The following is a 25,071-nucleotide window of genomic DNA, read 5'->3' as shown; positions in this document are numbered from 1 at the left end:
CTTATCGTTTTTTTTCACTTAGACTTTAGAATTACTCAGATTTAGCGAAAGTCTTTTTAAATGCATTGATTGCATTTGACATATCTTCATCTGAAGGAAGGTCTTTAGTCGTACGAATATGATCTAAAACGTTTGTGTGGTTTGAATCTAACCAGCTATTAAGTTCCGCTTCAAAACGAGTAACGTCTTTTACTGGAATATCATCTAAATGGCCACGAGTTAGAGCGTATAAAATCATAACTTGTTTTTCCACTTTAATCGGGTTATTCAAGTCTTGTTTTAATACTTCTACTGTACGCATACCACGGTTAAGTTTTGCTTGAGTTGCAGCGTCAAGATCTGATCCAAATTGAGAGAATGCTTCTAGTTCACGGTATGCAGCTAAGTCTAGACGTAGTGTACCCGCAACTTTTTTCATTGCCTTAATTTGAGCTGAACCACCTACACGAGATACGGATAAACCAGCGTTGATAGCTGGACGTACGCCCGAGAAGAATAGGTCAGATTGTAAGAAGATTTGACCATCTGTAATCGAAATAACGTTTGTTGGAATATAAGCAGAGATATCTCCCGCTTGTGTTTCAACGAACGGTAATGCAGTGATCGAACCTGCACCAAGTGTTTCATTTAACTTCGCAGCACGCTCAAGTAGACGGCTGTGTAAGTAGAATACATCCCCTGGATATGCTTCACGACCTGGAGGACGACGAAGAAGTAATGAAAGTTCACGGTAAGCAGCAGCTTGTTTAGATAAATCATCATAAACGATTAGAACGTGCTTGCCTTCGAACATAAACTCTTCTGCCATAGTTACACCAGCATAAGGTGCTAAGTATAATAATGGAGCCGGTTGTGATGCAGAAGCAGTAACTACGATTGTGTATTCTAGTGCACCTTTTTTACGAAGTGTTTCTACTACGTTACGTACAGTCGATTCTTTTTTACCAATTGCAACGTAAACACAGATCATGTTTTGGTCTGCTTGGTTAAGAATTGTATCGATTGCTACAGTTGTTTTACCCGTTTGACGGTCACCGATGATTAACTCACGTTGACCACGGCCGATTGGAACAAGCGCATCAATCGCTTTAATACCTGTTTGTAGTGGTTCATGAACAGATTTACGTGCCATAACCCCTTGTGCAGGACTTTCGATTGGACGAGTTCTTGTAGTTGCGATAGGACCTAGTCCATCTACTGGTTGGCCAAGTGGATTTACAACACGACCAATCAATTCTTTCCCAACAGGAACTTCCATAATACGGCCAGTTCGACGTACTTCATCGCCTTCTTTGATGTCAGTGTATGGTCCAAGGATAACGATACCAACGTTGTTCGCTTCCAAGTTTTGTGCCATACCTAATACACCAGTTGAGAATTCTAAAAGTTCTCCAGCCATGACGTTGTCGAGGCCATGAGCAAGGGCGATACCGTCACCAATTTTGATAACTGTACCTACATCGCTAACTTTCATCTCAGATTCATAGTTCTCAATCTGCTGTTTAATCAAGACACTGATTTCTTCAGCTTTGATGCTCATGTATGTCACCTCTCAAAATTCATAATATTAACCGATCAAATTACGTTTTAAACGATCTAGCTTCGTGCTAAGACTGCTATCGTAAATGCGGTTTCCGATTTGAACACGCATTCCACCAATGATAGATGGATCTACAATGTTTTGAATACGTAAAGAATGTTTTCCAACATTTTTCGCGAACACACTTGAAACGTTTACACGTTCTTCTTCTGTTAACTCACGAGTTGTATATACTTTCGCGTCTGCAATACCTTGTGCTGCATTCGAAAGTGCCATAAATTCAGTAATAATGTCTGATACTTCGCCTAATCTTTTCTTATCAATTAGCACTAGAAGCGTGTTGATGACGATTGGATTAGCATCTTTGAAAATGTCACGTATTAACGATTTTTTCTTATCTAGTGACAGCTTCGGGGAAGTGAATAATGTCTTCACATCTTTGTTGCCGTTCCAAACAAGTTTCAGTTCACGTAAATCATTTTCTACAGATGGAAGTTCGTTTTTTTGTTGTGCTAGTTCGAATAAAGCGATTGCGTATCTTTTCGCAGCAGTTGAATTACTCAATTAGCTTCGCCTGCCTTCGCAATCGTTGCCTCGATTAGCGCACGATTATCTTCTTCCGAAACTTCTTTTTCAAGAACTTTCGACGCTGCAAGTACAGAAAGTGAAACTACTTCTTGTCGTACTGCTGCAATCGMTCTTTCTTTTTCTGTATCGATTTCACGGATAGCAGATTCTTTCAAACGCGCAGCTTCAGAACGAGCAGTCGTAATAATTTCTTCACGAGATGCTTCTCCTTGTTTCTTCGCATTTTCGACAATCGCTAATGCTTCCGTACGTGCTTCCTTAAGTAAGTCACGTTGTTCTTCGAGTAGACGCTGTGATTCCCCGCGGCTATTTTCAGCTGCTTCGATTTCACTTGCGATCAACTCTTCACGTTGAGTCATAATCCCCATAAGTGGACCCCATGCTACTTTCTTCAAAAGAGCCATAAGTAATAAGAAGAAGAATAGTGTAGCGATGATATCCCAAATGTTTAACCCGGCACCACCAGCACCAAGGATAAGGTAATCAAAAGACACGATTGTTTCACTCCTTTCAAACGCTATTAAGAGATCTTGCTTTTATAATGTAAATATTTCATCATTGTTTTCTAATTCATAAAGAGAATGGCGGATAAGTTTCCGCCATTATATACTTGTCTATGTTTATTATTTGTTTAATACGATGAATGCGATAACTGCTGCGATAATTGGAATCGCCTCAACTAATGCTACCCCGATGAACATAACTGTTTGTAAAGCTCCACGTGCTTCTGGTTGACGAGCGATACCTTCTACTGTTTTTGAAACGATTAATCCGTTACCAATACCTGCACCAAGTGCACCTAAACCGATTGCTATAGCTGCTGCTAAAAGACCAACTGAACCTACCATTGTTTAATTTCCTCCTTGGAATGTTGTTTTGTTTTAAATAATTTCTGCTTAAATTTAAGCAGTTATATTAATGGTCTGTCGACACTTTGTGCGACATATAAACCATCGTTAACATAACGAAAATGAACGCTTGGATTCCACCGATAAATAGGGAGAAACCTTGCCATGCCATTGCTGGAATAATTGCTCCAACAAAGCCGAAAATACCAGTTGTTGCTAAACCTGCAAGTAGTCCTAATAGAACTTCTCCTGCATAGATGTTTCCGTAAAGACGAAGACCGAGTGTCAACGTATTTGCGAATTCTTCAATAATTTTTAAAGGTAATAGGAATGGAAGCGGTTTTAAGAAGTCTTTTCCGTATTCCGATAATCCCTTCATTTTAATACCATAGTAGTGCGTTAATAGAAGAATCATTACTGCAAGTGTCATTGTTACTGTTGGATCTGCTGTTGGAGATTTCCACCAAAGTACTCCGTCATACGAAATAGAAAACGGAAGTCCTAGTACGTTCGCTACAGCGATAAACATGATTAATGTAATTCCAAGAATATGGAATCGTCCACCAGTTTGCCAGTCGAAGTTACTTTTGATAATGCCTTTGACGAAGTCCATAATCCACTCCATGAAGTTTTGCATACCAGTTGGCTTCAGTTTCAAGTTTCTTGTCGCAATGTATGCGATCAAAAATACGATGAGTGTAGTAACTGCTAGCATTAAAATGTTGGACCAGTTACCGTGCATCCCTAGAAACACAAATTCTGGATTTTTATGTTCCACGATTCATTCACCTCTCTTTCACATACTCATTACTGATTTCTTGCATGAAACATAATACGTTCTACAAGAAGTAGAACATAGGGAATCATTAAACCAATCACAGTGCTAATAAGATGAATATACTCTGGAAGGGCAAGTGCAATTGCAACGGCTGCAATACCAGATGCAAAGCGGAATACAGTACCTAAACCTGCTCGTCCTTTTTCACCAGATAACACACGATCAAATTTCTCCATTCTACGTACTAGAATCCAGAAATTATACAGACCAAATAATGAACCTAGTGCTAAGCCTGCAAATATTGTCGAATATGGGGTGAGTCCCCAACCTAGCGCATATACTGCGAGCAAAAAAAATATGTATTTCTTCTGCTTCGTAAAAATACGTTGCATTTCTAGCATTGTTCTTTAGTCTCCTGAATCATATTTTCGAATGGTAGTAATAAGCGCTAATATACCAGTCATAAGACCGAGTAGTAAGCAAATTACTAAAAAAACTGGAGTGGTTCCATATGTTTTATCTATCCACATTCCTGTGAATATTCCTATTAATATAGAACCTACAAGCTGTGAGAGAATCGCAGAATATAATGCTATCCCTTGTAACGGACGTCTTGTCTGACGCATAAAAAGAATCCCCACGTTTTTCTTGATAAAGTAAAAACTGTGAATCTAGTAGAAAGTTGATACGACAGGCGTTCCGAGCATGAAACCCCTATCATTGTTACCCTTTGTAAGCATACAATAGGGGCAAATTGATGTCAATTGCTAAATGTGAGAAACTTCACAATTAGATTTACTTCGACATGGTATTGTCAAATTTAAGAAAAATGAGTCTATTATTTGCTTGCCAAATGTTTATTTTTGTGTCTATGGTTCCCCTTAAGGAAGGGAAGGTTATTACTTCGTACCAAATAAACGGTCACCCGCGTCACCTAGCCCTGGAACGATATAACCATGATCGTTTAATTTTTCATCAAGTGCAGCGATATAAATATCCACATCCGGATGAGCATTTTGCAACGCTTCTACTCCTTCTGGAGCTGCAATTAAACACATAAACTTAATGCTAGTTGCACCACGGGTTTTAAGGGAGTTAACTGCCTCTATTGCAGATCCACCAGTTGCAAGCATAGGATCTACTAAAATGAAATCGCGTTCTGCCACATCTGCTGGAAGCTTCACGTAATATTCTACGGGTTGTAGTGTTTTTGGATCTCTGTATAGTCCAACATGTCCAACTTTTGCAGCAGGAATTAATTTTAAAATACCGTCAACCATTCCAATTCCAGCACGTAGTATTGGAACGATTCCAATTTTCTTACCAGCTAACACTTTTGATTTTGTTTTTTGTACCGGTGTTTCCACTTCTGTTTCTTCTAATGGAAGATCACGTGTGATTTCAAAGGCCATTAGTGTAGCCACTTCATCCACAAGTTCACGGAATTCTTTTGTTCCCGTTTCAATGTTGCGGATATATGTGAGTTTGTGTTGAATAAGTGGATGATCAAATACGAATACTTTCGGCATATTTTTGTCTCCTTCGTGGTTTTATTTGAAATTCTATTAATTATAACAAATAATGCAGGTAACATACTACTAATAGCATGTTTTAATATTGCGTCTATTTCAGGGGCGCCATGGGTTTGTAAAAATATGATTTTTGACCGATGAACGGAGATTGCATAGCTCGATTAGGGTCCGCTGGGATTTCTGCACTCTGTTGGGAAATTCAATGGTAATTGCTTGTTTCTCCGAGCGGACCCGCCGGGAAATGGATATTTTAACCATTTTTTAATTGCGCGTACCCAGTAAATGGCTTAGGGCAACCAACCGATCATTGAAAGCAACCAATTCTAGTCCGAAAGCAATCAAAACAGCATGAAAGCAACCAAATTGCCGGTGAAAGCAACCATTTTCTCATAATAGCAAGTTGACTCGTGATGAAACGACCTTGACTGTGACCATTTTTTTATAAACATTGCGCAATTAGACCATAATGTAGCGCGCACCACTTAATATGTTGCACAAAAATAAATTGACATCCTTCCCCATCCCTATATCACATTCAATATAAAGAATGCCGCATTTTTTCACTTGAAAAAGGTTATCCTTATATTTTGAATTTTATAGTTTACCAATACACAAAAAATAAGCTACCTCTCTATTATAAAAGGTAGCTTATTTTCAAATTTTCATATTAATTATACAAAGGAAGTTTATTAGTTAATGCTGCAACGCGTTCTTTTGCTTCTTGAATGACATCCGCGTCTTCGTGATTTTTCAAAAGTTTTGCGATGATAGAAGCAATTTCTTTCATTTCTTCTTCTTTAAATCCACGAGAAGTTACCGCTGGTGTTCCTAGTCGAACGCCTGAAGTGATAAATGGACTTAGTGTTTCGTATGGAATTGTATTTTTATTCACTGTAATTCCAACTTCGTCTAACACATGTTCTGCCACTTTACCTGTTAGGTCAATTGCTGATACGTCTACAAGCATTACATGGTTGTCTGTACCACCAGATACGATACGAAGACCTTCTGCTACTAAACTATCAGCTAGGACTTTCGCATTTGCAATCACTTGCGCTTGGTAATCTTTGAATTCTGGTTGTTGTGCTTCACCAAATGCAACTGCTTTTGCAGCAATAACATGCATTAATGGACCGCCTTGGATTCCAGGGAAAATTGTTTTATCAATTTTCTTTGCAAATTCTTCTGTTGTAAGGATTAATCCACCACGTGGTCCACGTAATGTTTTATGTGTCGTTGATGTAACGAAATGTGCATGTGGTACTGGATTTGGATGAAGTCCCGCAGCAACTAAACCTGCAATATGTGCCATATCCACAAATAGGTAAGCTCCAATTTCGTCTGCGATTTCACGGAATTTAGCGAAGTCGATAACGCGTGAGTATGCACTAGCTCCAGCAACAATCATTTTCGGTTTATGTTCTAATGCAATGGCACGAACTTCTTCATAGTCGATCAGTTCTGTTTCTTTACTCACACCGTACTCAATAAAATTATATTGGATTCCACTAAAGTTTACAGGGGAACCATGCGTTAAATGCCCACCATGTGATAAGTTCATCCCTAAAATTGTGTCACCTGGTTGTAAAGCCGTCATGTAAACTGCCATATTCGCTTGTGATCCAGAGTGGGGTTGTACGTTTGCATGTTCTGCTCCGAAAATTTCTTTCAGACGGTCACGAGCAATATTTTCTACAACATCTACATGCTCACAACCACCATAGTAGCGTTTGCCTGGGTAGCCTTCTGCATATTTATTGGTAAGCACTGAACCTTGTGCTTCCATTACTGCTTCGGATACAAAGTTTTCAGATGCGATTAACTCGATATTTGCTTGTTGACGCTTTTTCTCTGCCAGCATAGCCTCGTATACTGCTGAATCTTGTGCTAAAATTTTCTCCACTTCTCATTTCCTCCTCTGATATCATCCGTAAAATGCACGTTCTCCACCAATTAGTTTCGGACGTGTTTTGGCAATCGTCACGACTGCTCCCCCAATTTGTTTTGTGGACACGCGAATTGGAACAGCTACAGGTTGTAACTGCATACCAATAAGGGTTTGTCCTATATCAATGCCGGCATGCGCCTTCACATGCTCGACTACGACTGGGTCTTGGAATTGTGTGTACGCATAGGCTGACATGGAGCCACCTGCGCGAACAACTGGAATAACCGAAACTTCCGGGTATCGATACAGCTTTTGCGTTTTTCTTTCCATCGTAAGCGCGCGGTTAATATGCTCGCATCCTTGAAAAGCTAAATGCACTTTGTTGCGCATAGCAAATGCTTTTAGTGGACCAAATAAAACCCCTGCCACTTCTAAACCGCCTGCAGTACCAATTTTTTCATTTATAATTTCTGAGGTTGAACAGCCGATGACAAAAAGATCGTCTTCGTGTAAGTCGATTTGCTGCTCCACTTCCAGGAGAAGCTGTTCGATTTGTTCTTTCCACAAATGTTGTGCTTCCATCTGAAAATCCCCTTTTACGCTCAATTTTCTAATGCAGAAATTTTTTCGATACGGCGCGTGTGGCGACCGCCTTCGAAATCTTGTGCAAGCCATGTTACAACGATTTCTCTTGCAAGACCTGGACCTATTACTCGTTCTCCCATTGCAAGGACGTTCGAGTCATTATGGCATCTAGTTGCTTTTGCCGAAAATACATCATGCACTAATGCACATCTAATCCCTTTTACTTTGTTTGCCGCAATCGACATACCAATGCCTGTACCGCAAATTAAAATACCACGATCAAACTTCCCACTTACAACACCTTCTGTTACTGGCATTGCATAGTCAGGATAGTCAACAGAATCGTCACTCGTAGGACCAAAATCTTCATAAGAAAGTCCGAGCTCTTCTAATTGTTGTATAATTTCCTTGCGAAGATTATTTCCGCCGTGATCAGAAGAAATTGCAATTTTCAATTTGTTCCCTCTTTTCTGTTTTAGTACTCCCATTCATCATACCATTTATCCGCAAAAAAAAATACAATTCACTTGAAGTGAATTGTATTTATAAGATCTATTTTGACGAATTTCTGTCAAACTGCGAAATAACTTTAAATAACTCTTCCGATTGTTGCTTTAATCCGAACGATAAGCGATCAATTTGTTCAATTGATCGTGCTTGTTCATCTGTTGCACTTCTCACTTCTTCTGCTCCTGCAGACGTTTCTTCCGCAATCGCAGCTACTTCTTGTGATTGACGTGCAGTGTTCTCGATATTGGTTAATTGATTTTCCACCAATGAAGAAATTTCTATAACAGATTCCGCCATCTCATGGATTTTATGGGACATTCCTTCTACAGCCTCATTCGTTTCGGAAACACGTTTTGCTTCTCCTACTGCGAAATTTACTTGGTTGGTCATTTGATGGACAACCGTTTGGACATCTGTTTGAATAGCGATGATTAGTTCAGAAATTCCTTGCACCGCTTTGCCACTTTCATCTGCTAGTTTACGCACTTCTTCCGCTACGACTGCAAAACCTTTTCCGTGTTCCCCAGCACGAGCAGCTTCTATGGATGCATTTAATGCGAGTAAATTCGTTTGGGCTGCGATATCGCCTACTAATTGAATAATATTTTCCACTTTCCCTGCGTTTACTTCTAGCTGTTTTACATTCACTAAAGCCGCTTCACTTCCAGAAGCAACTTGTTGTATACCATTTACAAGCGATTGAATGACTTTGGTAGTTTGCGCTAAACCACGGATCATTTCTCCAGATTGTACGTTTGATTTTTCGGCGCGCATATTTACTTGGGAAGCTAGTACTCGAACATCTTCCACAGATTCCACCGTTTCTTGAACTGCAACTGCAGAATGTTCAGCCCCTTCAGAAATTTGGGCAATCGTTTGGGCAATCGCTTCTGCCTGCTCAGAAGCATCAGAAGATTGTTGTGATAATTGTTGCACCGTATTATTTGTTTTTTCAAAGTTATCTTCAATGCTTTGAACCATTTCTCTTAAATTGACAAGCATCGATTGAAAAGCGATCGAAACAGACTGTATTTCATCTTTTGATTGAGGGACTTCCACATCTACACCGATTTTACCTTCCGAGGCAAGGGTCGCTACTTTTTCCAAATTAAATAATGGCTTAATAATGAGTCCACTGAAAAAGTATGCAAGTATCCCGGACCAGATAACGCCTAGTGCATACATGCCGATTTCGAAGCTAAGCGATTTTGTTGCATCTTCAACTATTAGCGGTTGTATAAAATTGATGAACACCGCACTTGTTGTATAAGTTACAACTGCTAAAATCGTAACAAATAAAACAATCTTTTTTTGAATTCCAAATGAGTACCGCTTCTTTTCTGTTGTCATCCTAATCCCCCTGGAGTTTTTTCACTAGTTCATCTGTAAGTGTATGTAGTTCATGGAACGTGCGCTCATATGTATGTAAATCGCCTCCATAGGGATCAGATACATCTTGTACATGTTCAGGTGTCACAAATTCTTTATACATATATACTTTGGATATAGCTTGTGGAAACGCAAAAATAATTGCTTGTTTATGTGATGCTGTCATGGTAAGCACGAGATCTGCCCAGTCGATCAATAATTCATTCATCGCAGCTGATTTATGAGTAAAGGATATATTTTCTTTATCTAAGATCATTTGCCCATTACGCGACATTTCTCCTCCATCCATCGCATAAATACCTGCGGAACGGACGTTTAGATTTTCTACATTTCGGGCCTTTAATATCGCCTCTGCCATTGGACTTCTACAAGTATTTCCCGTACAAACAAACAAAATATTCATCGTTATATTTCCTCATCTCTAGTATATATTATTTAGCTACAAACATTTTTATAAATTGTTAAATATTTCGTAAAATTATAATTCCTAATACTAAAATAGCTACTCCTGCCAACTTCATAATAAGCCCTCGATTTAAAAAAGTATGTTTAAAAATGACTTTCTGTGCAATAAATACAGCCAAATAAGAAAATATACCTGAACTTAATATGAATAGAAACTTTTCTGCTTTAAGCATACCAAATGAAATACTTACTGAAAAGGTATCGATGCTCGCCACAATAGCTAGTAGATAAGGTGATAGCAATGGCACCTGTTTAGGGGACCTTGCTAAAACCATTTGTAATCCAACAAGCATCAGCAAAAATCCAGATAAATAAGGGCTTGCATATTGCAAATAGTTTTGTACTATCGTTCCCGCATAATAACCGATTAACGGAAATAGCATATGTAAAGAAGCTACCCACGCTGCTAATGTGAAAATTTGCTTTCGGTATAGAACGAGCGAAAACAAAATGAGTACATCTACTGACATAAGTGCACCTGCCATTATTTCACGCCACAAAAAAATCTCCCCCGTCCGTTTGCATAATTAAATGTATGCAAAAGAATGGAAGAGAATACACTCTGCTAACAAAAGAGCAAGCACTCTCTAACAACAAAATCTGCTTCGTATCTTTTTCGGAGGTCTTGGACAGACTTATTGCTATACCATTACCGTTTGATTTTTTGGAGAGCGACGGACGAATGATCACCACACGATTACCGAAAAAGATGTGTAGGGATGCGACTTTGTCGCATCCCTACACATCAAGAAATCCCGGTAATGGTGTAGAACTCGTTCCTTTCAAAGCTCTCCAAAAGCACCTATACATAAAGTACCTAGTACGTTATTACAGTAGTTAACTTTCAAACCATTTCCCATTAGATGCTTTCTCAAGTCTATTCATAATAGCTGTTCCGACACCTTGCTTTGAAAATATAGGGACTAATATTATGTTTGCGTCTGTTTCATCACAGCTTCTAAGTGCTTGATAAAGTAAGTGGGCAGCGTCTTCTAGTTGGTGTTCTTGTCCTAATGAAAAATAGTAGTCCGCTTTTGTTAGCTGAAAACTATCTGTGGCGATTAGCGCTACTTTCTTCTGATCATTATGTATTTGTTCAATAGCTTGCTCGACTTTCCCGGTAGATGCTTCGATTAAATAGACAGGAGCATCAGGTGCATAATGGGCGTATTTCATACCTGGTGCGCGGGGTGCTTCTACTGCATCTGTAAGTTGAGACACGTTTACTTGTCCGATTACTTTTTCGAGCATTTCTTTCGTTACTCCACCTGGGCGTAATATCGTTGGCACTTCTGCCGTAAAATCTAAAACGGTTGACTCTAATCCAATTCCTGTTGCTCCGCCATCTAAGATTAGGGGGATTTTCCCGTTTAAGTCGTGATACACATGCATCGCTTTTGTCGGACTTGGTTTTCCGCTTTTATTGGCACTTGGAGCGGCAACCGGTTGTTTTAACCGTCTTAATAATTCAAGTGCTACGGGATGATCCGGCATACGAACGCCGACTGTATTTAAACCAGCTGTTACATTTTTAGCAAGCGAATTAGTTTTAATCGGTAATACAAGTGTAAGTGCTCCCGGCCAAAAAATGTCCATACATGTTTTAGCTAAATTCGGAACATTTTGTGTAAATGCATCTAACTCTTCTTTTGATCCAATATGCACAATGAGTGGGTTATCTTGCGGTCTGCCTTTTGCTGCGAAGATTTTAGAAACAGCAGATTCACTTGTTGCAATTGCACCTAATCCGTATACCGTTTCAGTCGGAAAAGCAACCGTTTCTCCTGATTTTAATAAATCCACAGCCTGTGTATAACTAAATTCTTTTTTCAACAAGTTATCCACACTCGCAATTTCTGTTTTCATGTCGTATTTTCTCCTTTCTTCCTAAGTTGTCCACATATTGTTGATAACTTTCTGAATTTTGTGGATAGTTATGTGGAAAATTTCTTTTTTAGCCATTCCCACACCCAGAACTTAGGCTTTTCTTCTTTTTCTACATCTTCTTTGTAACAAACCTTAGGAAATAGTGAGCACCACCAGTTATCTCCACGTCCTTGCCCAATCGAGATGACAATCGATTCGACATTTGTTTGGGAAGTTATCCCGTTATTCCATACTTTCGGCGGAAATAGTGCCATGCCTGTGGATATATGAATCTCTTCGTTTAACTTTTCTGATAACTTATCCACAACTTGTTCTAATTCGCTATATGTTTGTTGCTGGTTTTGTGTATAGTTCATTAAAATTGGTTCAATTGCACTTTTTACTTCTTCTTTTATGTGTTGATCTTGAACTGTATTACTATTGGCGATTAATCGAAAACGCATACCTTCCGCTTCTTCTCCTGGTTGGAAAAGAAAAAACAAACAAAATTGGATGAGTAACAACATCCATATAAAGAAAATAACTGCATCTATTTGCCCGCTAAGTCGCGGTGCTTTTTTTATCTCGTAATCTGGTAACATGTAACATTCCTCCCTTAGGAACATTGTTACCAGTAGATTCATAACTTATACATCGATTGTGCAAAAAACAAATCTATTTTTTTGATTAATATCTTTTATAATTTCTACTCGCGCTTCCGGAAATGCGGTTTGAAGCATTTTTTGAACCGCAGGACCTTGAGCATATCCTATCTCAAAACCTATGAAACTGGGAATATTCATTAGTTGCGGAAGCTGTTCCGTCATTTTTCGGTACAATTGCAAGCCATTTTCTTCGGCAAATAAAGCAAGATGTGGTTCATAATTTAGTACTGTATCGGACATGACTTCCGCTTCTTCATTTGCTATATAAGGTGGATTCGATAAGATGATATCCCATTTTTCATTTGCAATAGGGGCAAGTAAGTCCCCTTGTTTGAATATAATATTTGCTTCTAACCTTTGTGCATTTTGCGTGGCTACTTCCAATGCTTGGGGCGAAATATCCGTTGCAGTAACTTTTGCATCTGGCATTTCTTTTTTGATCGTGATAGCAATTGCGCCGCTACCAGTTCCAATATCCGCTACTTTCGGTGCAAATTGTGCACCAAATAGTTTTTTCATTCGTTTTATTACTTCTTCTATTAGCTCTTCTGTTTCAGGTCGAGGTATTAATACATGTTCGTTTACTAAAAAGTTTCGATCATAAAACGTTTCTTGCCCGATAATATATTGAAATGGTTGCCCTTTTGCACTTTCTTCCACGTATGCCCAAAATGTGTGAAAATCTTCTGTGGATATGTTTTCATATAAGTCTTGCATTAACTGTGAATAACTTTTTCCTAGGACATGTTGCAATAAAAAACGAGCGACTCCTTGTTCCCGGTTATTTGCTTCTAAAAAAGAAGAAGCCCGGGTGAGGGCCTCATAATTTGTGTTACACATTCGTATCATTCATTCTTTCTAATTTTTCCGCTTGGTCTTCTACGATTAACGCATTAACAATTTCGTCCATTTTACCTTCTAAAATTTGGTCTAGTTTTTGAATTGTTAATCCAATACGATGATCCGTCACACGGTTTTGCGGATAATTGTATGTGCGAATGCGTTCCGATCTGTCACCAGTACCTACCGCTGATTTTCGAACCGCATCATATTCTGCTTGCGCTTCTTGTAAAAATTTATCTGCAACGCGTGCACGAAGTATTTTCATCGCTTTTTCTCTGTTTTTGATTTGCGATTTTTCATCTTGCATTGATACCGTGATTCCAGTTGGTAAATGGGTCATACGAACAGCAGACATCGTTGTATTAACCGATTGTCCACCGGCACCAGATGATGCAAATGTATCAACACGGATATCTTTTTCATGGATATCCACGTCTACTTCCTCTACTTCCGGAAGTACAGCGACTGTTGCTGTGGACGTGTGAATACGACCGCCAGATTCTGTTTCTGGGACACGTTGAACACGATGCGCTCCATTTTCGTATTTCATCTTCGAATAGGCATTGTTTCCATTTATCATGAAAATAATTTCTTTAAAACCGCCAAGTCCCGTTGGAGAAGAATCCATGACATCGATTTTCCAGTGTTGGGATTCGGCATAACGACTGTACATACGGAATAAGTTTCCTGCGAATAACGCAGCCTCGTCTCCACCTGCAGCTCCACGAATTTCCATAATAACGTTTTTGTCATCATTTGGATCTTTCGGGATCAATAAAACACGGAGTCGCTCTTCTAGTTCTTCGATTTGTGATTCTAGCTCATTCATTTCTTCTTTTACCATTTCTTTCATATCCGCATCTAGCTTATCTTCTAGCATAAGCTTCGCATCTCGAAGCTGGCTTTTTACTTCTTTGTATTCTCGATATGCATCAACTGTATCTTGAAGATCAGACTGTTCCTTCGAATATTGTCTCAACTTACTCGTGTCATTGACAACATCCGGGTCACTGAGTAATTCATTTAATTTATCATAACGATCTTCCACCGATTGTAATCGATCAAACATCGACCTCACCTCGTTCGTTTAAGTCTATATCATTCCTATTATAAAGAAAAAACATCATTCCCGCTACTTTTTCTATCATAGATTTATTACAGTTTTGTTACTGGTGCCCCAGGCACCAGTACAAAACTGTAATAAAAAAAGAGCAGCTTTAGCGTTAGCTACTCTTTTGGAATGTTATTGCTGTAAAGTTGTGGTTCCTACAGGTACTTCATGGTGGTGACGGCATCTAGGTTCGTATGCTTCAGATGCTCCAACTAAAATGATCGGATCATCAGCACCAGCAGGTTGTCCATTAATAAGCCTTTGAGTTCTACTTGCCTCAGAACCACAAACTGCACAAACTGCGTGGAGTTTCGTTACTTGCTCGGCCATACACAGGATGGCAGGAATAGGTCCAAATGGCTTGCCACGAAAATCTTGATCAAGACCTGCTACAATTACACGATAGCCGTGATCTGCAAGTTTTGAGACAACATCCACTATTCCTTCATCGAAAAATTGCGTTTCATCTACCGCTATTACGTCGATTTCTTCTGTAATATGTTCCCATATTTCCACCGCTTGTTGAATCGGTATGGCAATTGTCGACGTTCCATCATGGCTCACGACCGCCTCTTCACTGTACCTATTATCAATCATCGGCTTAAACACAACAATTTTCTGTTTTGCAAATTGTACACGTCTAATACGACGAATTAGCTCTTCTGATTTACCAGAAAACATACTGCCACATATTACTTCTATCCAGCCCATTTGGGATGTAATAAACATTTAAATACTCCCTTTCAAACAGTCTTTACTCATCATACCGAAAAACAAATTAAAAATCTTGTCTTTTATTTATTATGAAAATGTGCTTAAGGAAAATCTATTTCCAAACACTTCGAATTCACTATAGATGGTCTATGGTTTTTTCCCTATCTATTTATAACATACGCTACCGTACATCCAGATTTAAAAAAATATTTTCATTTTTCACTTCCGCGTTATACTAGAAAATAGTCATATGAGGATATGTATCACACAAAAATACCCGCAAAACACATTGTGTTTTGCAGGTATTTGGTACTTAGTTTTGAACTTCTTCTTTGATACCGTATTTTTTGTTGAAGCGATCAACACGGCCATCCGCTGCTGCGAATTTTTGACGTCCAGTATAGAATGGGTGACATTCGTTACAGAACTCGACTTTAATGTCTGATTTTACAGAACCTGTTGTGAATGTGTTACCACATGAACATGATACTGTTGCTTCTTTGTAATCTGGATGAATTCCTGCTTTCATCTCTATCTCTCCTCTCGCCCTGAACCATCTGGAACAGAGTTGGTTATGAAACTGATACCTTACACGATCCGATTGATGTCAATCGCATATGTAGCAGAAATATGTGATGTTACGTTAAATATAGTATCATCTTTCTCATTCACTTGCAACTATTTTATTTTATCCAGTTAAACTGTGCTAATGATTTCCCTTGCAGGCGGACGCTTTCCACTACAATCAAAAATCACAAATAAAACATAATGAGAAAATATTTTAAAGCGTTACTTTGCCGCTTCGATGTGCTTTCATCTCTTCTGTGAGTTGTTCGAAAAATGCTTCGTTTGTTTTGGTTTGACGTAGCTTTTTCAAGAAACGTTCTGCAAAATCAGATGAATCGGAAAATGTTTTGCGGATTGCCCAAAGTTTGTCCAGTTGATCTTTTGGAATAAGTAGCTCCTCTTTTCTTGTTCCAGATCTACGAATATCGATAGCTGGGAAAATTCGGCGTTCTGCAAGGCTTCTATCTAAGTGAAGTTCTAAGTTACCTGTACCTTTAAATTCCTCATAGATTACTTCATCCATACGTGAACCTGTATCAACTAAAGCTGTCGCAAGAATCGTTAAGCTGCCGCCTTCTTCAATATTACGCGCTGCTCCAAAAAATCGTTTTGGACGGTGGAATGCTGCAGGGTCAATACCACCAGATAATGTGCGTCCACTTGGTGGGATGACTAAGTTATATGCACGAGCAAGTCTTGTAATCGAATCCATTAAAATGATTACATCACGCTTATGTTCGACTAAGCGCATCGCTCTTTCTAACACTAGCTCTGCCACTTTTACGTGGTTTTCTGGCACTTCATCAAATGTAGAACTCACAACATCTGCTTTTACGGAGCGCTCGATATCTGTTACTTCCTCTGGACGCTCATCTATTAATAGCACAATAAGTTCTGCATTTGGGTGATTCGTCGTGATGGCATTAGCAATTTCTTTAATTAATAATGTTTTACCTGCTTTTGGAGGAGCAACGATTAATCCACGTTGACCATATCCAACTGGCGCTACTAAATCCATTATTCTAGTTGATAATTTATCTGGTCCTGTTTCCAGCTTAATATGACGGTCTGGATATAATGCAGTAAGTCCCGGGAAATGCACACGTTCTTTTGCAATTTCTGGATCTTCTCCATTTACAAGTTCAACATGTAGAAGCCCGTAGTAACGCTCGCTTTCTTTTGGAGGTCGTACTTTTCCGGTTACTTTATCTCCGTTTCGTAAATCAAATCTTCTAATTTGAGAAGCTGAAATATAAATATCCTCAGAACTAGGAGAATAGTTAATCGGACGTAAGAATCCAAAACCTTCTTGCTGAATAATTTCTAAAACGCCTTCCATAAAGAAGAAGCCTTCTTGTTCAGCACGAGACTTTAATATAGCAAAAATCAGTTCTTTTTTTGTTAGTTTACTATAAGCAGCAATTTTGTATTTACGCGCAAGTGTATAGAGTTCCTTTAGCGTCATGTTTTCTAATTCATTTATCGTCGTTTGTGTCATCGGCAACGCACCACTCTTTATAATATTTTATTGTGAAGTCTTTTTTCGGATTTAATAGGTATGAAGTTTTTCCCGGTTTAACACGCTGTAATTCCCCCTTTTCAACTTTTGTAAGAGAAAGTCAAGGAGGAGGAGACAGCCTGTAAATCCCCGATTGGTTCAACTAACCATTAGTGGGGGGTAAAGAAAACCCCCACTAATGGAAGTTTCACTTTATTATGAGGATACCCGGTGCAAATTGACCGGGTATACTAAAGAGAAGTTTCACTTATAGAACTAAATTCGGTTTTTTGTTTAAGCTATGGCGTCCTTCTACAAAACGAATGGTACCTGATTTTGCACGCATTACGATTGAATGTGTCGAACCAAAAGCTCCTTTAAATTGTACACCACGAAGAAGTTCTCCATCTGTTACTCCTGTTGCTGCAAAAATTGCATCGTCGCCTTTTACTAAGTCTTCCATACGTAATATTTTGTTTACGTCAAGACCCATTTTAATACAACGTTCAAGTTCTGCTTCATCTTGCGGTATAAGTTTCCCTTGAATTTCCCCGCCTAAACATTTTAATCCAACAGCAGAGATTACACCCTCTGGAGCTCCACCCATGCCGAATAAAATATCAACACCTGTGTCATCAAATGCTGTATTAATAGCTCCTGCTACATCACCATCTGTGATCAACTTAATGCGTGCACCGGCAGCTCTAATTTCATCGATAATTTTTTGATGACGTGGACGACCTAAAATCGTAGCCACTACATCTTGGATATCTTTGTTTTTTGCACGTGCTACTGCTCTTAAGTTATCAATTACTGGTGCATTAATATCTACTTGGCCTACAGCTTCTGGACCTACAGCTAGTTTGTCCATATACATATCTGGAGCATGAAGTAGATTTCCGCGATCTGCAATTGCAAGTACTGCTAGTGCATTCCAGCCACCAGAAGCTACAATATTCGTGCCTTCTAAAGGATCTACTGCTACGTCTACTTGAGGACCTCCAGTTCCAAGACCAAGCTTTTCTCCGATATATAACATCGGTGCTTCGTCCATTTCCCCTTCCCCAATTACCACGACACCTTCCATTGGGATTGTGTCAAATACTGTGCGCATTGCAGTAGTTGCTGCGTCGTCTGCTTCATTTTTTAGTCCTCGTCCCATCCAGCGTGCTGATGCGATTGCGGCTGCTTCAGTTACACGGACTAGTTCCATCGATAAACTACGTTCCATCTATTATATGCCTCCCGTTTTACGGTAAATAAAATTCGACCTTAAGTTTCTTCCTGTCTCATTGTAGCATATTTTATAAGAAAAACGGAAGCACCTATGTTCTAGCTTAGAGGCAGGTTCACTCGTTGTTTATTTCCACTTCTTTAATTGTTACTCGGCGAATGTCTGCACCGAGCCCTTGCAGTTTTTCGATAATACAGCTATATCCGCGTTCAATATGGAAAATATCTTGAATTTCTGTTTCTCCCTCTGCTAAGAGTCCTGCAATAACAAGTGCCGCACCAGCTCGCAAATCACTAGCACGTACCATAGCCGCTTCAAGCTTCACAGGTCCCGTTATAATGGCCGTTCTACCATCAACACGACCAATTGCATTCATCCGGCGAAGTTCATCGATTTGTTTAAAACGTGCCGAATAAATACTGTCCGTTATAACTGATGTGCCAGTAGCTTGTGTCATTAATACGGAAAACGGTTGTTGTAAATCGGTTGGAAAACCAGGATAAACAAGTGTTTTCACATCCACAGCCTGTAAGTTGGCCGGTCTGGGAATGTAAATCTTCTCCTCGTATTCCTCTACTTTTATACCCATTTCTCGAAGTTTAGCCGTTAATGCTTCTACGTGGAATGGGATGACATTATCGATCGTAACGCCGTCACCTGCAACTGCTGCCATAATCATAAATGTCCCTGCTTCAATACGGTCTGGAATAATTGTATGCTTCGTACCATGCAATTCCTTCACTCCATCAATACGGATAACATTCGTACCGGCACCTTTAATGTTTGCTCCCATATTTGACAGTAAAGTTGCTACATCAATGATTTCAGGTTCTTTTGCCGCATTTTCAATAATCGTTCTTCCTTTTGCAAGTACTGCAGCAAGCATAATATTAATCGTTGCTCCAACACTTACAACGTCTAAATAGATTTTAGAGCCTACTAATTCTTCTGTACGTAAGTAAATAGCTCCGTGTTCATTGGAAACAGTCGCCCCTAAAGCTTCAAAACCTTTAATATGCTGATCAATTGGGCGCGGGCCAAGATGGCATCCACCTGGCAGTCCAATTGCTGCTTTTTTAAATTTCCCAAGTAGTACTCCCATTAAATAATAAGAAGCACGCAATTTTTTAATATTGCCATTTGGGAGCGGAATATCGACCACATTCCTCGGATCGATCGTCATTGTGCCGTTTTCAAACGTAACGATTGCTCCTAGTTCTTCTAATATTTCCTTCAATGTCCAAACGTCTAAAATTTCTGGTAAGCCTTCAATAGTAACTGGTGAATTCGCAAGTAAAGAAGCAGGAATTAATGCGACTGCACTATTTTTTGCTCCATTTACTTTAATCGTACCTTTTAGGCGATTTCCGCCTTTTATTTTATAAACTTCCATACGTTTCTCCTTCGACTTGTTACTCGCTTTTACGATTGTTCCAATCCGCTAGAAACCCTTCAATCCCTTTATCTGTTAAAGGATGGTTAAATAATTGCTTTAATACTTTAATTGGAGTAGTAGAAATATGTGCGCCATTTAACGCAGCATCTGTAATATGCTGAGGATGTCTAATAGAAGCAGCGATAATTTCTGTATCAATTTGATGGATTTCGAAGATTTGTGCAATTTTCGCGATTAACTCCATTCCGTCATGTCCAATATCATCTAAACGCCCTAAAAAAGGAGATACATATGTTGCACCAGCACGGGCCGCAAGCAATGCTTGGTTGGCACTAAAAATAAGTGTTACATTTGTTTTGATATTTTCTTTTGTAAATACTGCACAGGCTTTTAATCCTTCTGGTGTCATCGGTAGCTTTACTGTAATATTCGGTGCAATTGCAGCAAGTTCTCTACCTTCTTTGATCATTCCTTCTGCATCTAGTGCAATTACTTCTGCACTAACCGAACCATCTACAAGAGCGGTGATTTCACGAAGTCGATCATGAAAAGAAATGTTTTCTTTTGCAACTAGTGATGGGTTCGTTGTAACGCCGGATAAAATACCCCAAGCGTGCGCTTCTTTTATTTCGTCAAAGTTTGCTGTATCGATAAAAAATTTCATATTAATATTTCCTCCTCATGATGGACAAATAGGAGAAGGTCCTTTAGATGAACGCTTCTCCCTTATAGTTGTTTATGTTGACTTACTTACGCTTTGTTTGAACTTCCAAATTCGCGCATTTTGCCGATTACGGTTGTTTTAATCGCGTCGCGTCCTGGTGTCAAATATTTACGTGGATCATATTGGCTTTCATTTTCCGCTAAATACGCACGAATTGCTTTTGTAGCAGCAATTTGGTTTTCCGTATTCACATTAATCTTCGCAGTCCCTAGTGAGATAGCGCGTTCAATGTCATGTGTTGGAATTCCTGTTCCACCGTGCAATACTAATGGAAGTTCTGCAAGTTGTGAGATTTCTTCCATTTCTTTAAACCCTAAGTTAGGTTCACCTTTGTATGGTCCGTGAACAGAACCTAATGCTGGTGCTAAACAGTCAATTGCCGTACGTTTTACAAGCTCTGCACATTCCGCAGGGTCCGCATAAATAACGCCATCTGCTACTACGTCATCTTCTTGACCTCCAACTGTGCCAAGCTCTGCTTCTACAGAAACCTTATGTGCATGAGCGTACTCTACCACTTTAGACGTAATTTCTACGTTCTCTTCAAAAGGGTGATGAGATGCATCTATCATAACGGATGTAAATCCTGCGTCAATAGCCGCTTTACATTTTTCAAAGCTCGAACCATGGTCTAAATGAATTGCCACTGGTACGGTTGTTTGATAATCTTCCATCAATCCTTTTACCATATGCACAACTGTTGTGAAACCACCCATATATTTCGCTGCACCTTCGGAAACGCCTAAAATAACCGGAGACTTTTCTTCTTCAGCAGCTTGTAAAATAGCTTGTGTAAATTCTAAATTGTTAATATTGAATTGTCCTACTGCGTAGCCTTCTTTTTTCCCTTTTTCAAGCATTTCTTTCATCGATACTAAAGCCATTTAAATGGGCCTCCTCTATTTGCTTTTCATACTTTGTTTTTACCCTATATCTTTTTCATCATATCAAAAAAAGGCGATGTTTTCCACTGCCTATGTGACAAGCTTTTTATTTCAATAAATTCGTTACAGCATTGCGTACTTCGAATATATCAAATGGCTTTGTAAAATAGAGAGAGGCACCTAAATCCATTGCTTCTTGTATTAAATTTAACTCCCCGTAAGCAGTCATCATCATTACAGGTAAATCCGGCAATTTTTCTTTCAGTCTCTTTAAGATTTGAATACCATCCATCCCCGGAATCTTCATATCTAATAAGACAGCGTCAATATTCCTGGCATCCGCAATTTCTAGTGCTTCAAAACCGTTAGCAGCTAGACTTACATCGTAGTCTACTTGTGAAAAAACTTCTTTTAAGAGCATTCGTATACCTAGTTGATCGTCTACAATTAAAATGTGTTTCATGATGAACAAACCCCTTTTTTGAATTTCCCACTTTTATACTACTATTCGATACTTTCCTTATTATCCCTCCTTTATTCCTAATTTTTTTTTGGTCTCTTCATTTTCTGTGCATAAAGGCGACGTTTTATTGCTTTTTAGATATAATAATAGGGAGGTGAATAAAGGATGAAAATGTTAACAACACAACTAACTGGACTTCTTCAGCGTATTGCAACTGCAGAGGAAGAAAACATAGAAGAAACTGCTCGACTATTAGCGCAAGCTGCTGCAAGAGAAGGACGCATCTATTTTGCTACGTTTGGAGAAATGACAAGCATTGCCGTCAATGCGCAATTAGCTGCCGAGCCTTTTCCAAGTTTGGAAATTTGGACACCTTCCGTTCATCTGACGAGTGCGGACCGCGTTTGGATGATTGTTCGATCTGCCGAAAACGAGGAAGCGATTGCGCTTGCCGAACAATTAAGTGAAGCATTTATCCCATTTGGCGTGCTTGCTGCCGAGCCTGCAGGCGAAGATAATAAATTAGCGAATCTTGCCTATACATATGTTTCCTTGAAGTTAGCGAAGGGTTTGCTTCCTGCAGAGGATGGTTCCCGCATTGTGTTGCCGTATGCGATGGGGGCAATGTTCGTGTACGAAGCGGTGAAGATGAAGCTGGATGAGATACTTTTAGGAGAATGATTAACGCCCAAGAGATTTCTTTGGGCGTTTTTTTGTTTGGTTGCTTTGGCGTTCCAACTGGTTGCTTTGTCCGTGGATTTGGTTGCTCTTCGGTTCCAACTGGTTGCTTTCCTCGTGGATTTGGTTGCTTACCTAGCTGATTTGATTGCCCTTAGCCATTTATCGCCACTTTAGTCTTCCTTTTCGATATCCAACCAGGGCATTGTTGGTTCCACCGGGCTTGGTTGCTCTCCCTCTCCATTTGGTTGCTTTCGCTGTGGATTTGGGTGCTCTTCGGTTCCAACTGGTTGCTCTGCCCATGGATTTGGTTGCTTACCCACTTGACTTGATTGCCCTTAGCCATTTATCTCCATTTCACTCACCATTTTCGAAATCCAACCAGTGCATTGTTGGTTCTACCGGGTTTAGTTGCTCTCCCTCTCCATTTGGTTGCTTTCGATGTAGATTTAGTTGCTCTTCGGTTCCAACTGGTTGCTTTCACCACAGAATTGGTTGCTCTCCCACCTGATTTGATTGCTCTTAGCCAATTCTTTCCTTAATCCACGCAAAAAAGCAGCCCGACATGATGTCGAACTGCTCTTCCATATTATTCTCCTACAGATGCTTTGATGAATTCACGGAATAATGGTTGTGGACGTCGTGGACGAGACACAAATTCCGGATGGAACTGAGAAGCTACGAAGAATGGGTGATCCGGAAGCTCGATGATTTCGATTAGACGACCATCTGGGCTTGTACCAGAGAACACAAATCCTGCTGCTTCAAATTGTTCACGATATTCGTTGTTGAATTCGTAACGGTGACGGTGGCGTTCGTATACTAGCTCTTCACCGTAAGCTTGGTGTGCTTTTGAACCCGGTGTAAGTTTACATGGGAATAATCCAAGACGAAGTGTTCCACCCAAGTCTTCCACATCTTTTTGTTCTGGCAATAAATCGATAATTGGATGCGAAGTAGTTGGATCTAACTCAGACGAATGCGCGCCTTGCAATTCTAAAATAGAACGAGCAAATTCAACTGTTGCTAATTGCATTCCTAAACAAATACCTAGGAAAGGCACATTGTTTTCACGAGCAAATTTAGTCGCCGAGATTTTACCTTCTACACCACGGTCTCCAAATCCACCTGGCACAAGGATGCCGTCCACGTCTGATAGAACTTCCGCAACGTTTGCATCGTTTAGTTCTTCTGCATTCACCCATTTTACTTCGATATCTGCATCGAATTTGTATCCTGCATGTTTCATCGCTTCTACAACAGAAATGTATGCATCTTGAAGTTCAACATATTTACCAACTAGACCAATACGCACTTTTTTCGACAAAGATTTCACTTCATCTACTAATGCTCTCCAGTCAGTCATATCTGCTTCTTTCGTAGTAAGTTGGAAATGATCCACAACGATTTGGTCTAAATTTTGCGCTTGTAGCATCAACGGAATTTCGTATAAAGAATCTGCATCGATACATTCGATTACTTCTTCTGGTTTAATGTCACAAAACAGTCCAATTTTATCTTTCATTTCTTGAGGAACTGGCATTTCTGAACGAAGTACAATTACATTTGGTTGGATACCTAGGCTGCGCAATTCTTTTACACTATGTTGTGTTGGTTTTGTTTTTATTTCTCCTGCTGCTTTAATGTATGGTACTAACGTACAGTGAACATACATAACGTTATTGCTACCTACGTCACGTTTCATTTGACGGATTGTTTCTAGGAATGGAAGAGATTCGATGTCTCCTACTGTTCCACCGATTTCTGTAATTACGATATCCGCGTGTGTTTCTTTTGCAGCTAAAAATAGACGTTGTTTAATCTCATTTGTAATATGTGGGATTACTTGAACTGTTGCACCGTTGTAATCGCCGCGACGTTCTTTTCTTAATACAGAGGAATATACTTTCCCTGTTGTAATATTGGAATACTTATTTAAGTTAATATCCATAAAACGCTCGTAATGACCTAGGTCTAAATCTGTTTCGGCGCCATCATCTGTAACGAAAACTTCCCCATGTTGATATGGGCTCATCGTCCCTGGGTCTAAGTTAATATATGGATCGAATTTTTGAACCGTTACATTCAATCCTCTGTTTTTCAATAAACGACCAAGTGATGCTGCCGTGATTCCTTTACCTAATGAAGATACAACCCCACCAGTCACAAAGATAAATTTAGTCAAAATTTGTTCCTCCTCGAGTAATAATTAGTTCTACAATAACAAAAAAGCGCCCCGCCTGCTAATTTTGGCAGGGGAGCGCATATGCACATGAGTAATGTCTCTTTAAAAAGAGCCCAATAG

The 25,071-nt window shown here is 39.4% G+C and carries 29 protein-coding genes; 1 reads left to right on the top strand and 28 read right to left on the bottom strand.

What is annotated here, in order from left to right; genetic code table 11:
* Positions 1 to 31 precede the first annotated feature (31 nt).
* The 26 genes from atpA to AC1DFT_RS08410 all read right to left on the bottom strand — a co-directional run bounded on the left by atpA (position 32) and on the right by AC1DFT_RS08410 (position 22,088).
* Positions 32 to 1,540 (bottom strand): F0F1 ATP synthase subunit alpha, encoded by a 1,509-nt coding sequence (gene atpA, locus AC1DFT_RS08535; RefSeq protein ID WP_477918763.1) that lies wholly within the window; start codon positions 1,538 to 1,540, stop codon positions 32 to 34.
* 27 nt (positions 1,541 to 1,567) lie between these two features.
* Positions 1,568 to 2,104, bottom strand: coding sequence for a F0F1 ATP synthase subunit delta (locus AC1DFT_RS08530; protein ID WP_477918762.1), 537 nt, complete (start codon positions 2,102 to 2,104; stop codon positions 1,568 to 1,570).
* Positions 2,101 to 2,622 carry a F0F1 ATP synthase subunit B gene (atpF, locus tag AC1DFT_RS08525; protein WP_477918761.1) on the bottom strand — a complete coding sequence of 174 codons (522 nt, stop codon included), beginning with the start codon at positions 2,620 to 2,622 and terminating at the stop codon, positions 2,101 to 2,103. The genes AC1DFT_RS08530 and atpF overlap by 4 nt, the downstream gene beginning before the upstream one ends.
* Positions 2,623 to 2,751: 129 nt before the next feature.
* On the bottom strand, positions 2,752 to 2,976 hold the full coding sequence (gene atpE / locus AC1DFT_RS08520; RefSeq protein ID WP_053590520.1) for a F0F1 ATP synthase subunit C: 225 nt from the start codon (positions 2,974 to 2,976) through the stop codon (positions 2,752 to 2,754).
* A 67-nt stretch (positions 2,977 to 3,043) separates the two neighbouring features.
* Positions 3,044 to 3,754, bottom strand: coding sequence for a F0F1 ATP synthase subunit A (gene atpB, locus AC1DFT_RS08515; RefSeq protein WP_477918760.1), 711 nt, complete (start codon positions 3,752 to 3,754; stop codon positions 3,044 to 3,046).
* 29 nt (positions 3,755 to 3,783) lie between these two features.
* Positions 3,784 to 4,155, bottom strand: a complete 372-nt coding sequence (locus AC1DFT_RS08510; protein ID WP_477918759.1) for an ATP synthase subunit I — start codon at positions 4,153 to 4,155, stop codon at positions 3,784 to 3,786.
* Positions 4,156 to 4,161: 6 nt separating this feature from the next.
* Positions 4,162 to 4,380: an AtpZ/AtpI family protein gene (locus AC1DFT_RS08505; protein ID WP_477918758.1), complete on the bottom strand. Its 219-nt coding sequence runs from the start codon at positions 4,378 to 4,380 to the stop codon at positions 4,162 to 4,164.
* A gap of 273 nt (positions 4,381 to 4,653) precedes the next feature.
* On the bottom strand, positions 4,654 to 5,283 hold the full coding sequence (gene upp / locus AC1DFT_RS08500; protein ID WP_477918757.1) for a uracil phosphoribosyltransferase: 630 nt from the start codon (positions 5,281 to 5,283) through the stop codon (positions 4,654 to 4,656).
* A 670-nt stretch (positions 5,284 to 5,953) separates the two neighbouring features.
* Positions 5,954 to 7,189, bottom strand: coding sequence for a serine hydroxymethyltransferase (gene glyA / locus AC1DFT_RS08495; protein ID WP_477918756.1), 1,236 nt, complete (start codon positions 7,187 to 7,189; stop codon positions 5,954 to 5,956).
* Positions 7,190 to 7,210: 21 nt separating this feature from the next.
* A complete protein-coding gene (locus tag AC1DFT_RS08490; RefSeq protein WP_477918755.1) occupies positions 7,211 to 7,756 on the bottom strand; it encodes a TIGR01440 family protein in 546 nt (181 codons plus the stop codon).
* 20 nt (positions 7,757 to 7,776) lie between these two features.
* A complete protein-coding gene (rpiB, locus tag AC1DFT_RS08485; protein ID WP_477918754.1) occupies positions 7,777 to 8,214 on the bottom strand; it encodes a ribose 5-phosphate isomerase B in 438 nt (145 codons plus the stop codon).
* A gap of 97 nt (positions 8,215 to 8,311) precedes the next feature.
* The gene (locus tag AC1DFT_RS08480) at positions 8,312 to 9,619 is read right to left on the bottom strand and encodes a methyl-accepting chemotaxis protein (protein WP_477918753.1); all 1,308 of its coding nucleotides are present in this window, start codon (positions 9,617 to 9,619) and stop codon (positions 8,312 to 8,314) included.
* A 1-nt stretch (position 9,620) separates the two neighbouring features.
* On the bottom strand, positions 9,621 to 10,061 hold the full coding sequence (locus tag AC1DFT_RS08475) for a low molecular weight protein arginine phosphatase (RefSeq protein WP_477918752.1): 441 nt from the start codon (positions 10,059 to 10,061) through the stop codon (positions 9,621 to 9,623).
* Positions 10,062 to 10,119: 58 nt separating this feature from the next.
* Positions 10,120 to 10,623: a manganese efflux pump gene (locus AC1DFT_RS08470; RefSeq protein ID WP_477918751.1), complete on the bottom strand. Its 504-nt coding sequence runs from the start codon at positions 10,621 to 10,623 to the stop codon at positions 10,120 to 10,122.
* Between the two features lie 337 nt (positions 10,624 to 10,960).
* A complete protein-coding gene (locus AC1DFT_RS08465) occupies positions 10,961 to 11,989 on the bottom strand; it encodes an L-threonylcarbamoyladenylate synthase (protein ID WP_477918750.1) in 1,029 nt (342 codons plus the stop codon).
* Positions 11,990 to 12,057: 68 nt separating this feature from the next.
* A complete protein-coding gene (locus AC1DFT_RS08460; RefSeq protein ID WP_477918749.1) occupies positions 12,058 to 12,591 on the bottom strand; it encodes a stage II sporulation protein R in 534 nt (177 codons plus the stop codon).
* A gap of 45 nt (positions 12,592 to 12,636) precedes the next feature.
* On the bottom strand, positions 12,637 to 13,494 hold the full coding sequence (prmC, locus tag AC1DFT_RS08455) for a peptide chain release factor N(5)-glutamine methyltransferase (protein ID WP_477918748.1): 858 nt from the start codon (positions 13,492 to 13,494) through the stop codon (positions 12,637 to 12,639).
* Positions 13,487 to 14,566, bottom strand: a complete 1,080-nt coding sequence (gene prfA / locus AC1DFT_RS08450; RefSeq protein WP_477918747.1) for a peptide chain release factor 1 — start codon at positions 14,564 to 14,566, stop codon at positions 13,487 to 13,489. Before prfA ends, prmC begins: the two co-directional genes overlap by 8 nt.
* Before the next feature lie 174 nt (positions 14,567 to 14,740).
* Entirely contained in the window at positions 14,741 to 15,337 is a 597-nt protein-coding gene (locus tag AC1DFT_RS08445) for a thymidine kinase (RefSeq protein WP_477918746.1), read from the bottom strand.
* Positions 15,338 to 15,635: 298 nt separating this feature from the next.
* On the bottom strand, positions 15,636 to 15,851 hold the full coding sequence (gene rpmE, locus AC1DFT_RS08440; RefSeq protein ID WP_477918745.1) for a 50S ribosomal protein L31: 216 nt from the start codon (positions 15,849 to 15,851) through the stop codon (positions 15,636 to 15,638).
* Positions 15,852 to 16,103: 252 nt separating this feature from the next.
* Positions 16,104 to 17,387, bottom strand: a complete 1,284-nt coding sequence (rho, locus tag AC1DFT_RS08435) for a transcription termination factor Rho (protein ID WP_477918744.1) — start codon at positions 17,385 to 17,387, stop codon at positions 16,104 to 16,106.
* A gap of 268 nt (positions 17,388 to 17,655) precedes the next feature.
* Positions 17,656 to 18,618, bottom strand: coding sequence for a class II fructose-bisphosphatase (gene glpX / locus AC1DFT_RS08430; protein WP_477918743.1), 963 nt, complete (start codon positions 18,616 to 18,618; stop codon positions 17,656 to 17,658).
* Positions 18,619 to 18,736: 118 nt separating this feature from the next.
* Positions 18,737 to 20,014 carry a UDP-N-acetylglucosamine 1-carboxyvinyltransferase gene (locus tag AC1DFT_RS08425; RefSeq protein ID WP_477918742.1) on the bottom strand — a complete coding sequence of 426 codons (1,278 nt, stop codon included), beginning with the start codon at positions 20,012 to 20,014 and terminating at the stop codon, positions 18,737 to 18,739.
* Positions 20,015 to 20,033: 19 nt separating this feature from the next.
* A complete protein-coding gene (fsa, locus tag AC1DFT_RS08420; protein WP_477918741.1) occupies positions 20,034 to 20,681 on the bottom strand; it encodes a fructose-6-phosphate aldolase in 648 nt (215 codons plus the stop codon).
* 86 nt (positions 20,682 to 20,767) lie between these two features.
* Positions 20,768 to 21,625: a class II fructose-bisphosphate aldolase gene (locus AC1DFT_RS08415; RefSeq protein WP_477918740.1), complete on the bottom strand. Its 858-nt coding sequence runs from the start codon at positions 21,623 to 21,625 to the stop codon at positions 20,768 to 20,770.
* Positions 21,626 to 21,731: 106 nt separating this feature from the next.
* Positions 21,732 to 22,088, bottom strand: a complete 357-nt coding sequence (locus tag AC1DFT_RS08410) for a response regulator (protein WP_477918739.1) — start codon at positions 22,086 to 22,088, stop codon at positions 21,732 to 21,734.
* Positions 22,089 to 22,253: 165 nt separating this feature from the next.
* Between AC1DFT_RS08410 and AC1DFT_RS08405 the strand changes: the two genes are divergently transcribed.
* The gene (locus AC1DFT_RS08405) at positions 22,254 to 22,769 is read left to right on the top strand and encodes a DUF2529 family protein (RefSeq protein ID WP_477918738.1); all 516 of its coding nucleotides are present in this window, start codon (positions 22,254 to 22,256) and stop codon (positions 22,767 to 22,769) included.
* Between the two features lie 170 nt (positions 22,770 to 22,939).
* Here the strand turns inward: AC1DFT_RS08405 and AC1DFT_RS08400 are convergent, their stop codons facing one another.
* Both AC1DFT_RS08400 and AC1DFT_RS08395 read right to left on the bottom strand, forming a co-directional pair.
* Positions 22,940 to 23,089, bottom strand: a complete 150-nt coding sequence (locus tag AC1DFT_RS08400; protein ID WP_477918737.1) for a hypothetical protein — start codon at positions 23,087 to 23,089, stop codon at positions 22,940 to 22,942.
* Between the two features lie 266 nt (positions 23,090 to 23,355).
* The gene (locus AC1DFT_RS08395) at positions 23,356 to 24,951 is read right to left on the bottom strand and encodes a CTP synthase (RefSeq protein ID WP_477918736.1); all 1,596 of its coding nucleotides are present in this window, start codon (positions 24,949 to 24,951) and stop codon (positions 23,356 to 23,358) included.
* Positions 24,952 to 25,071: the final 120 nt, after the last annotated feature.

Source organism: Psychrobacillus sp. 05T411, assembly GCF_056396485.1.
Note: the sequence above shows the minus strand (reverse complement) of the source record. Positions and strands in the feature narration are given on the sequence as shown.

What these genes read in the sequence shown, in the direction of transcription:
- atpA (WP_477918763.1), bottom strand. Translation starts at nt 1,540, where the DNA reads ATGAGCATCAAAGCTGAAGAAATCAGTGTCTTGATTAAACAGCAGATT.
- atpE (WP_053590520.1), bottom strand. Translation starts at nt 2,976, where the DNA reads ATGGTAGGTTCAGTTGGTCTTTTAGCAGCAGCTATAGCAATCGGTTTA.
- AC1DFT_RS08510 (WP_477918759.1), bottom strand. Translation starts at nt 4,155, where the DNA reads ATGCTAGAAATGCAACGTATTTTTACGAAGCAGAAGAAATACATATTT.
- AC1DFT_RS08505 (WP_477918758.1), bottom strand. Translation starts at nt 4,380, where the DNA reads ATGCGTCAGACAAGACGTCCGTTACAAGGGATAGCATTATATTCTGCG.
- upp (WP_477918757.1), bottom strand. Translation starts at nt 5,283, where the DNA reads ATGCCGAAAGTATTCGTATTTGATCATCCACTTATTCAACACAAACTC.
- AC1DFT_RS08490 (WP_477918755.1), bottom strand. Translation starts at nt 7,756, where the DNA reads ATGGAAGCACAACATTTGTGGAAAGAACAAATCGAACAGCTTCTCCTG.
- AC1DFT_RS08480 (WP_477918753.1), bottom strand. Translation starts at nt 9,619, where the DNA reads ATGACAACAGAAAAGAAGCGGTACTCATTTGGAATTCAAAAAAAGATT.
- AC1DFT_RS08475 (WP_477918752.1), bottom strand. Translation starts at nt 10,061, where the DNA reads ATGAATATTTTGTTTGTTTGTACGGGAAATACTTGTAGAAGTCCAATG.
- AC1DFT_RS08465 (WP_477918750.1), bottom strand. Translation starts at nt 11,989, where the DNA reads ATGAAAACAGAAATTGCGAGTGTGGATAACTTGTTGAAAAAAGAATTT.
- AC1DFT_RS08460 (WP_477918749.1), bottom strand. Translation starts at nt 12,591, where the DNA reads ATGTTACCAGATTACGAGATAAAAAAAGCACCGCGACTTAGCGGGCAA.
- prmC (WP_477918748.1), bottom strand. Translation starts at nt 13,494, where the DNA reads ATGTGTAACACAAATTATGAGGCCCTCACCCGGGCTTCTTCTTTTTTA.
- prfA (WP_477918747.1), bottom strand. Translation starts at nt 14,566, where the DNA reads ATGTTTGATCGATTACAATCGGTGGAAGATCGTTATGATAAATTAAAT.
- AC1DFT_RS08445 (WP_477918746.1), bottom strand. Translation starts at nt 15,337, where the DNA reads ATGTTTATTACATCCCAAATGGGCTGGATAGAAGTAATATGTGGCAGT.
- rpmE (WP_477918745.1), bottom strand. Translation starts at nt 15,851, where the DNA reads ATGAAAGCAGGAATTCATCCAGATTACAAAGAAGCAACAGTATCATGT.
- rho (WP_477918744.1), bottom strand. Translation starts at nt 17,387, where the DNA reads ATGACACAAACGACGATAAATGAATTAGAAAACATGACGCTAAAGGAA.
- glpX (WP_477918743.1), bottom strand. Translation starts at nt 18,618, where the DNA reads ATGGAACGTAGTTTATCGATGGAACTAGTCCGTGTAACTGAAGCAGCC.
- AC1DFT_RS08425 (WP_477918742.1), bottom strand. Translation starts at nt 20,014, where the DNA reads ATGGAAGTTTATAAAATAAAAGGCGGAAATCGCCTAAAAGGTACGATT.
- fsa (WP_477918741.1), bottom strand. Translation starts at nt 20,681, where the DNA reads ATGAAATTTTTTATCGATACAGCAAACTTTGACGAAATAAAAGAAGCG.
- AC1DFT_RS08415 (WP_477918740.1), bottom strand. Translation starts at nt 21,625, where the DNA reads ATGGCTTTAGTATCGATGAAAGAAATGCTTGAAAAAGGGAAAAAAGAA.
- AC1DFT_RS08410 (WP_477918739.1), bottom strand. Translation starts at nt 22,088, where the DNA reads ATGAAACACATTTTAATTGTAGACGATCAACTAGGTATACGAATGCTC.
- AC1DFT_RS08405 (WP_477918738.1), top strand. Translation starts at nt 22,254, where the DNA reads ATGAAAATGTTAACAACACAACTAACTGGACTTCTTCAGCGTATTGCA.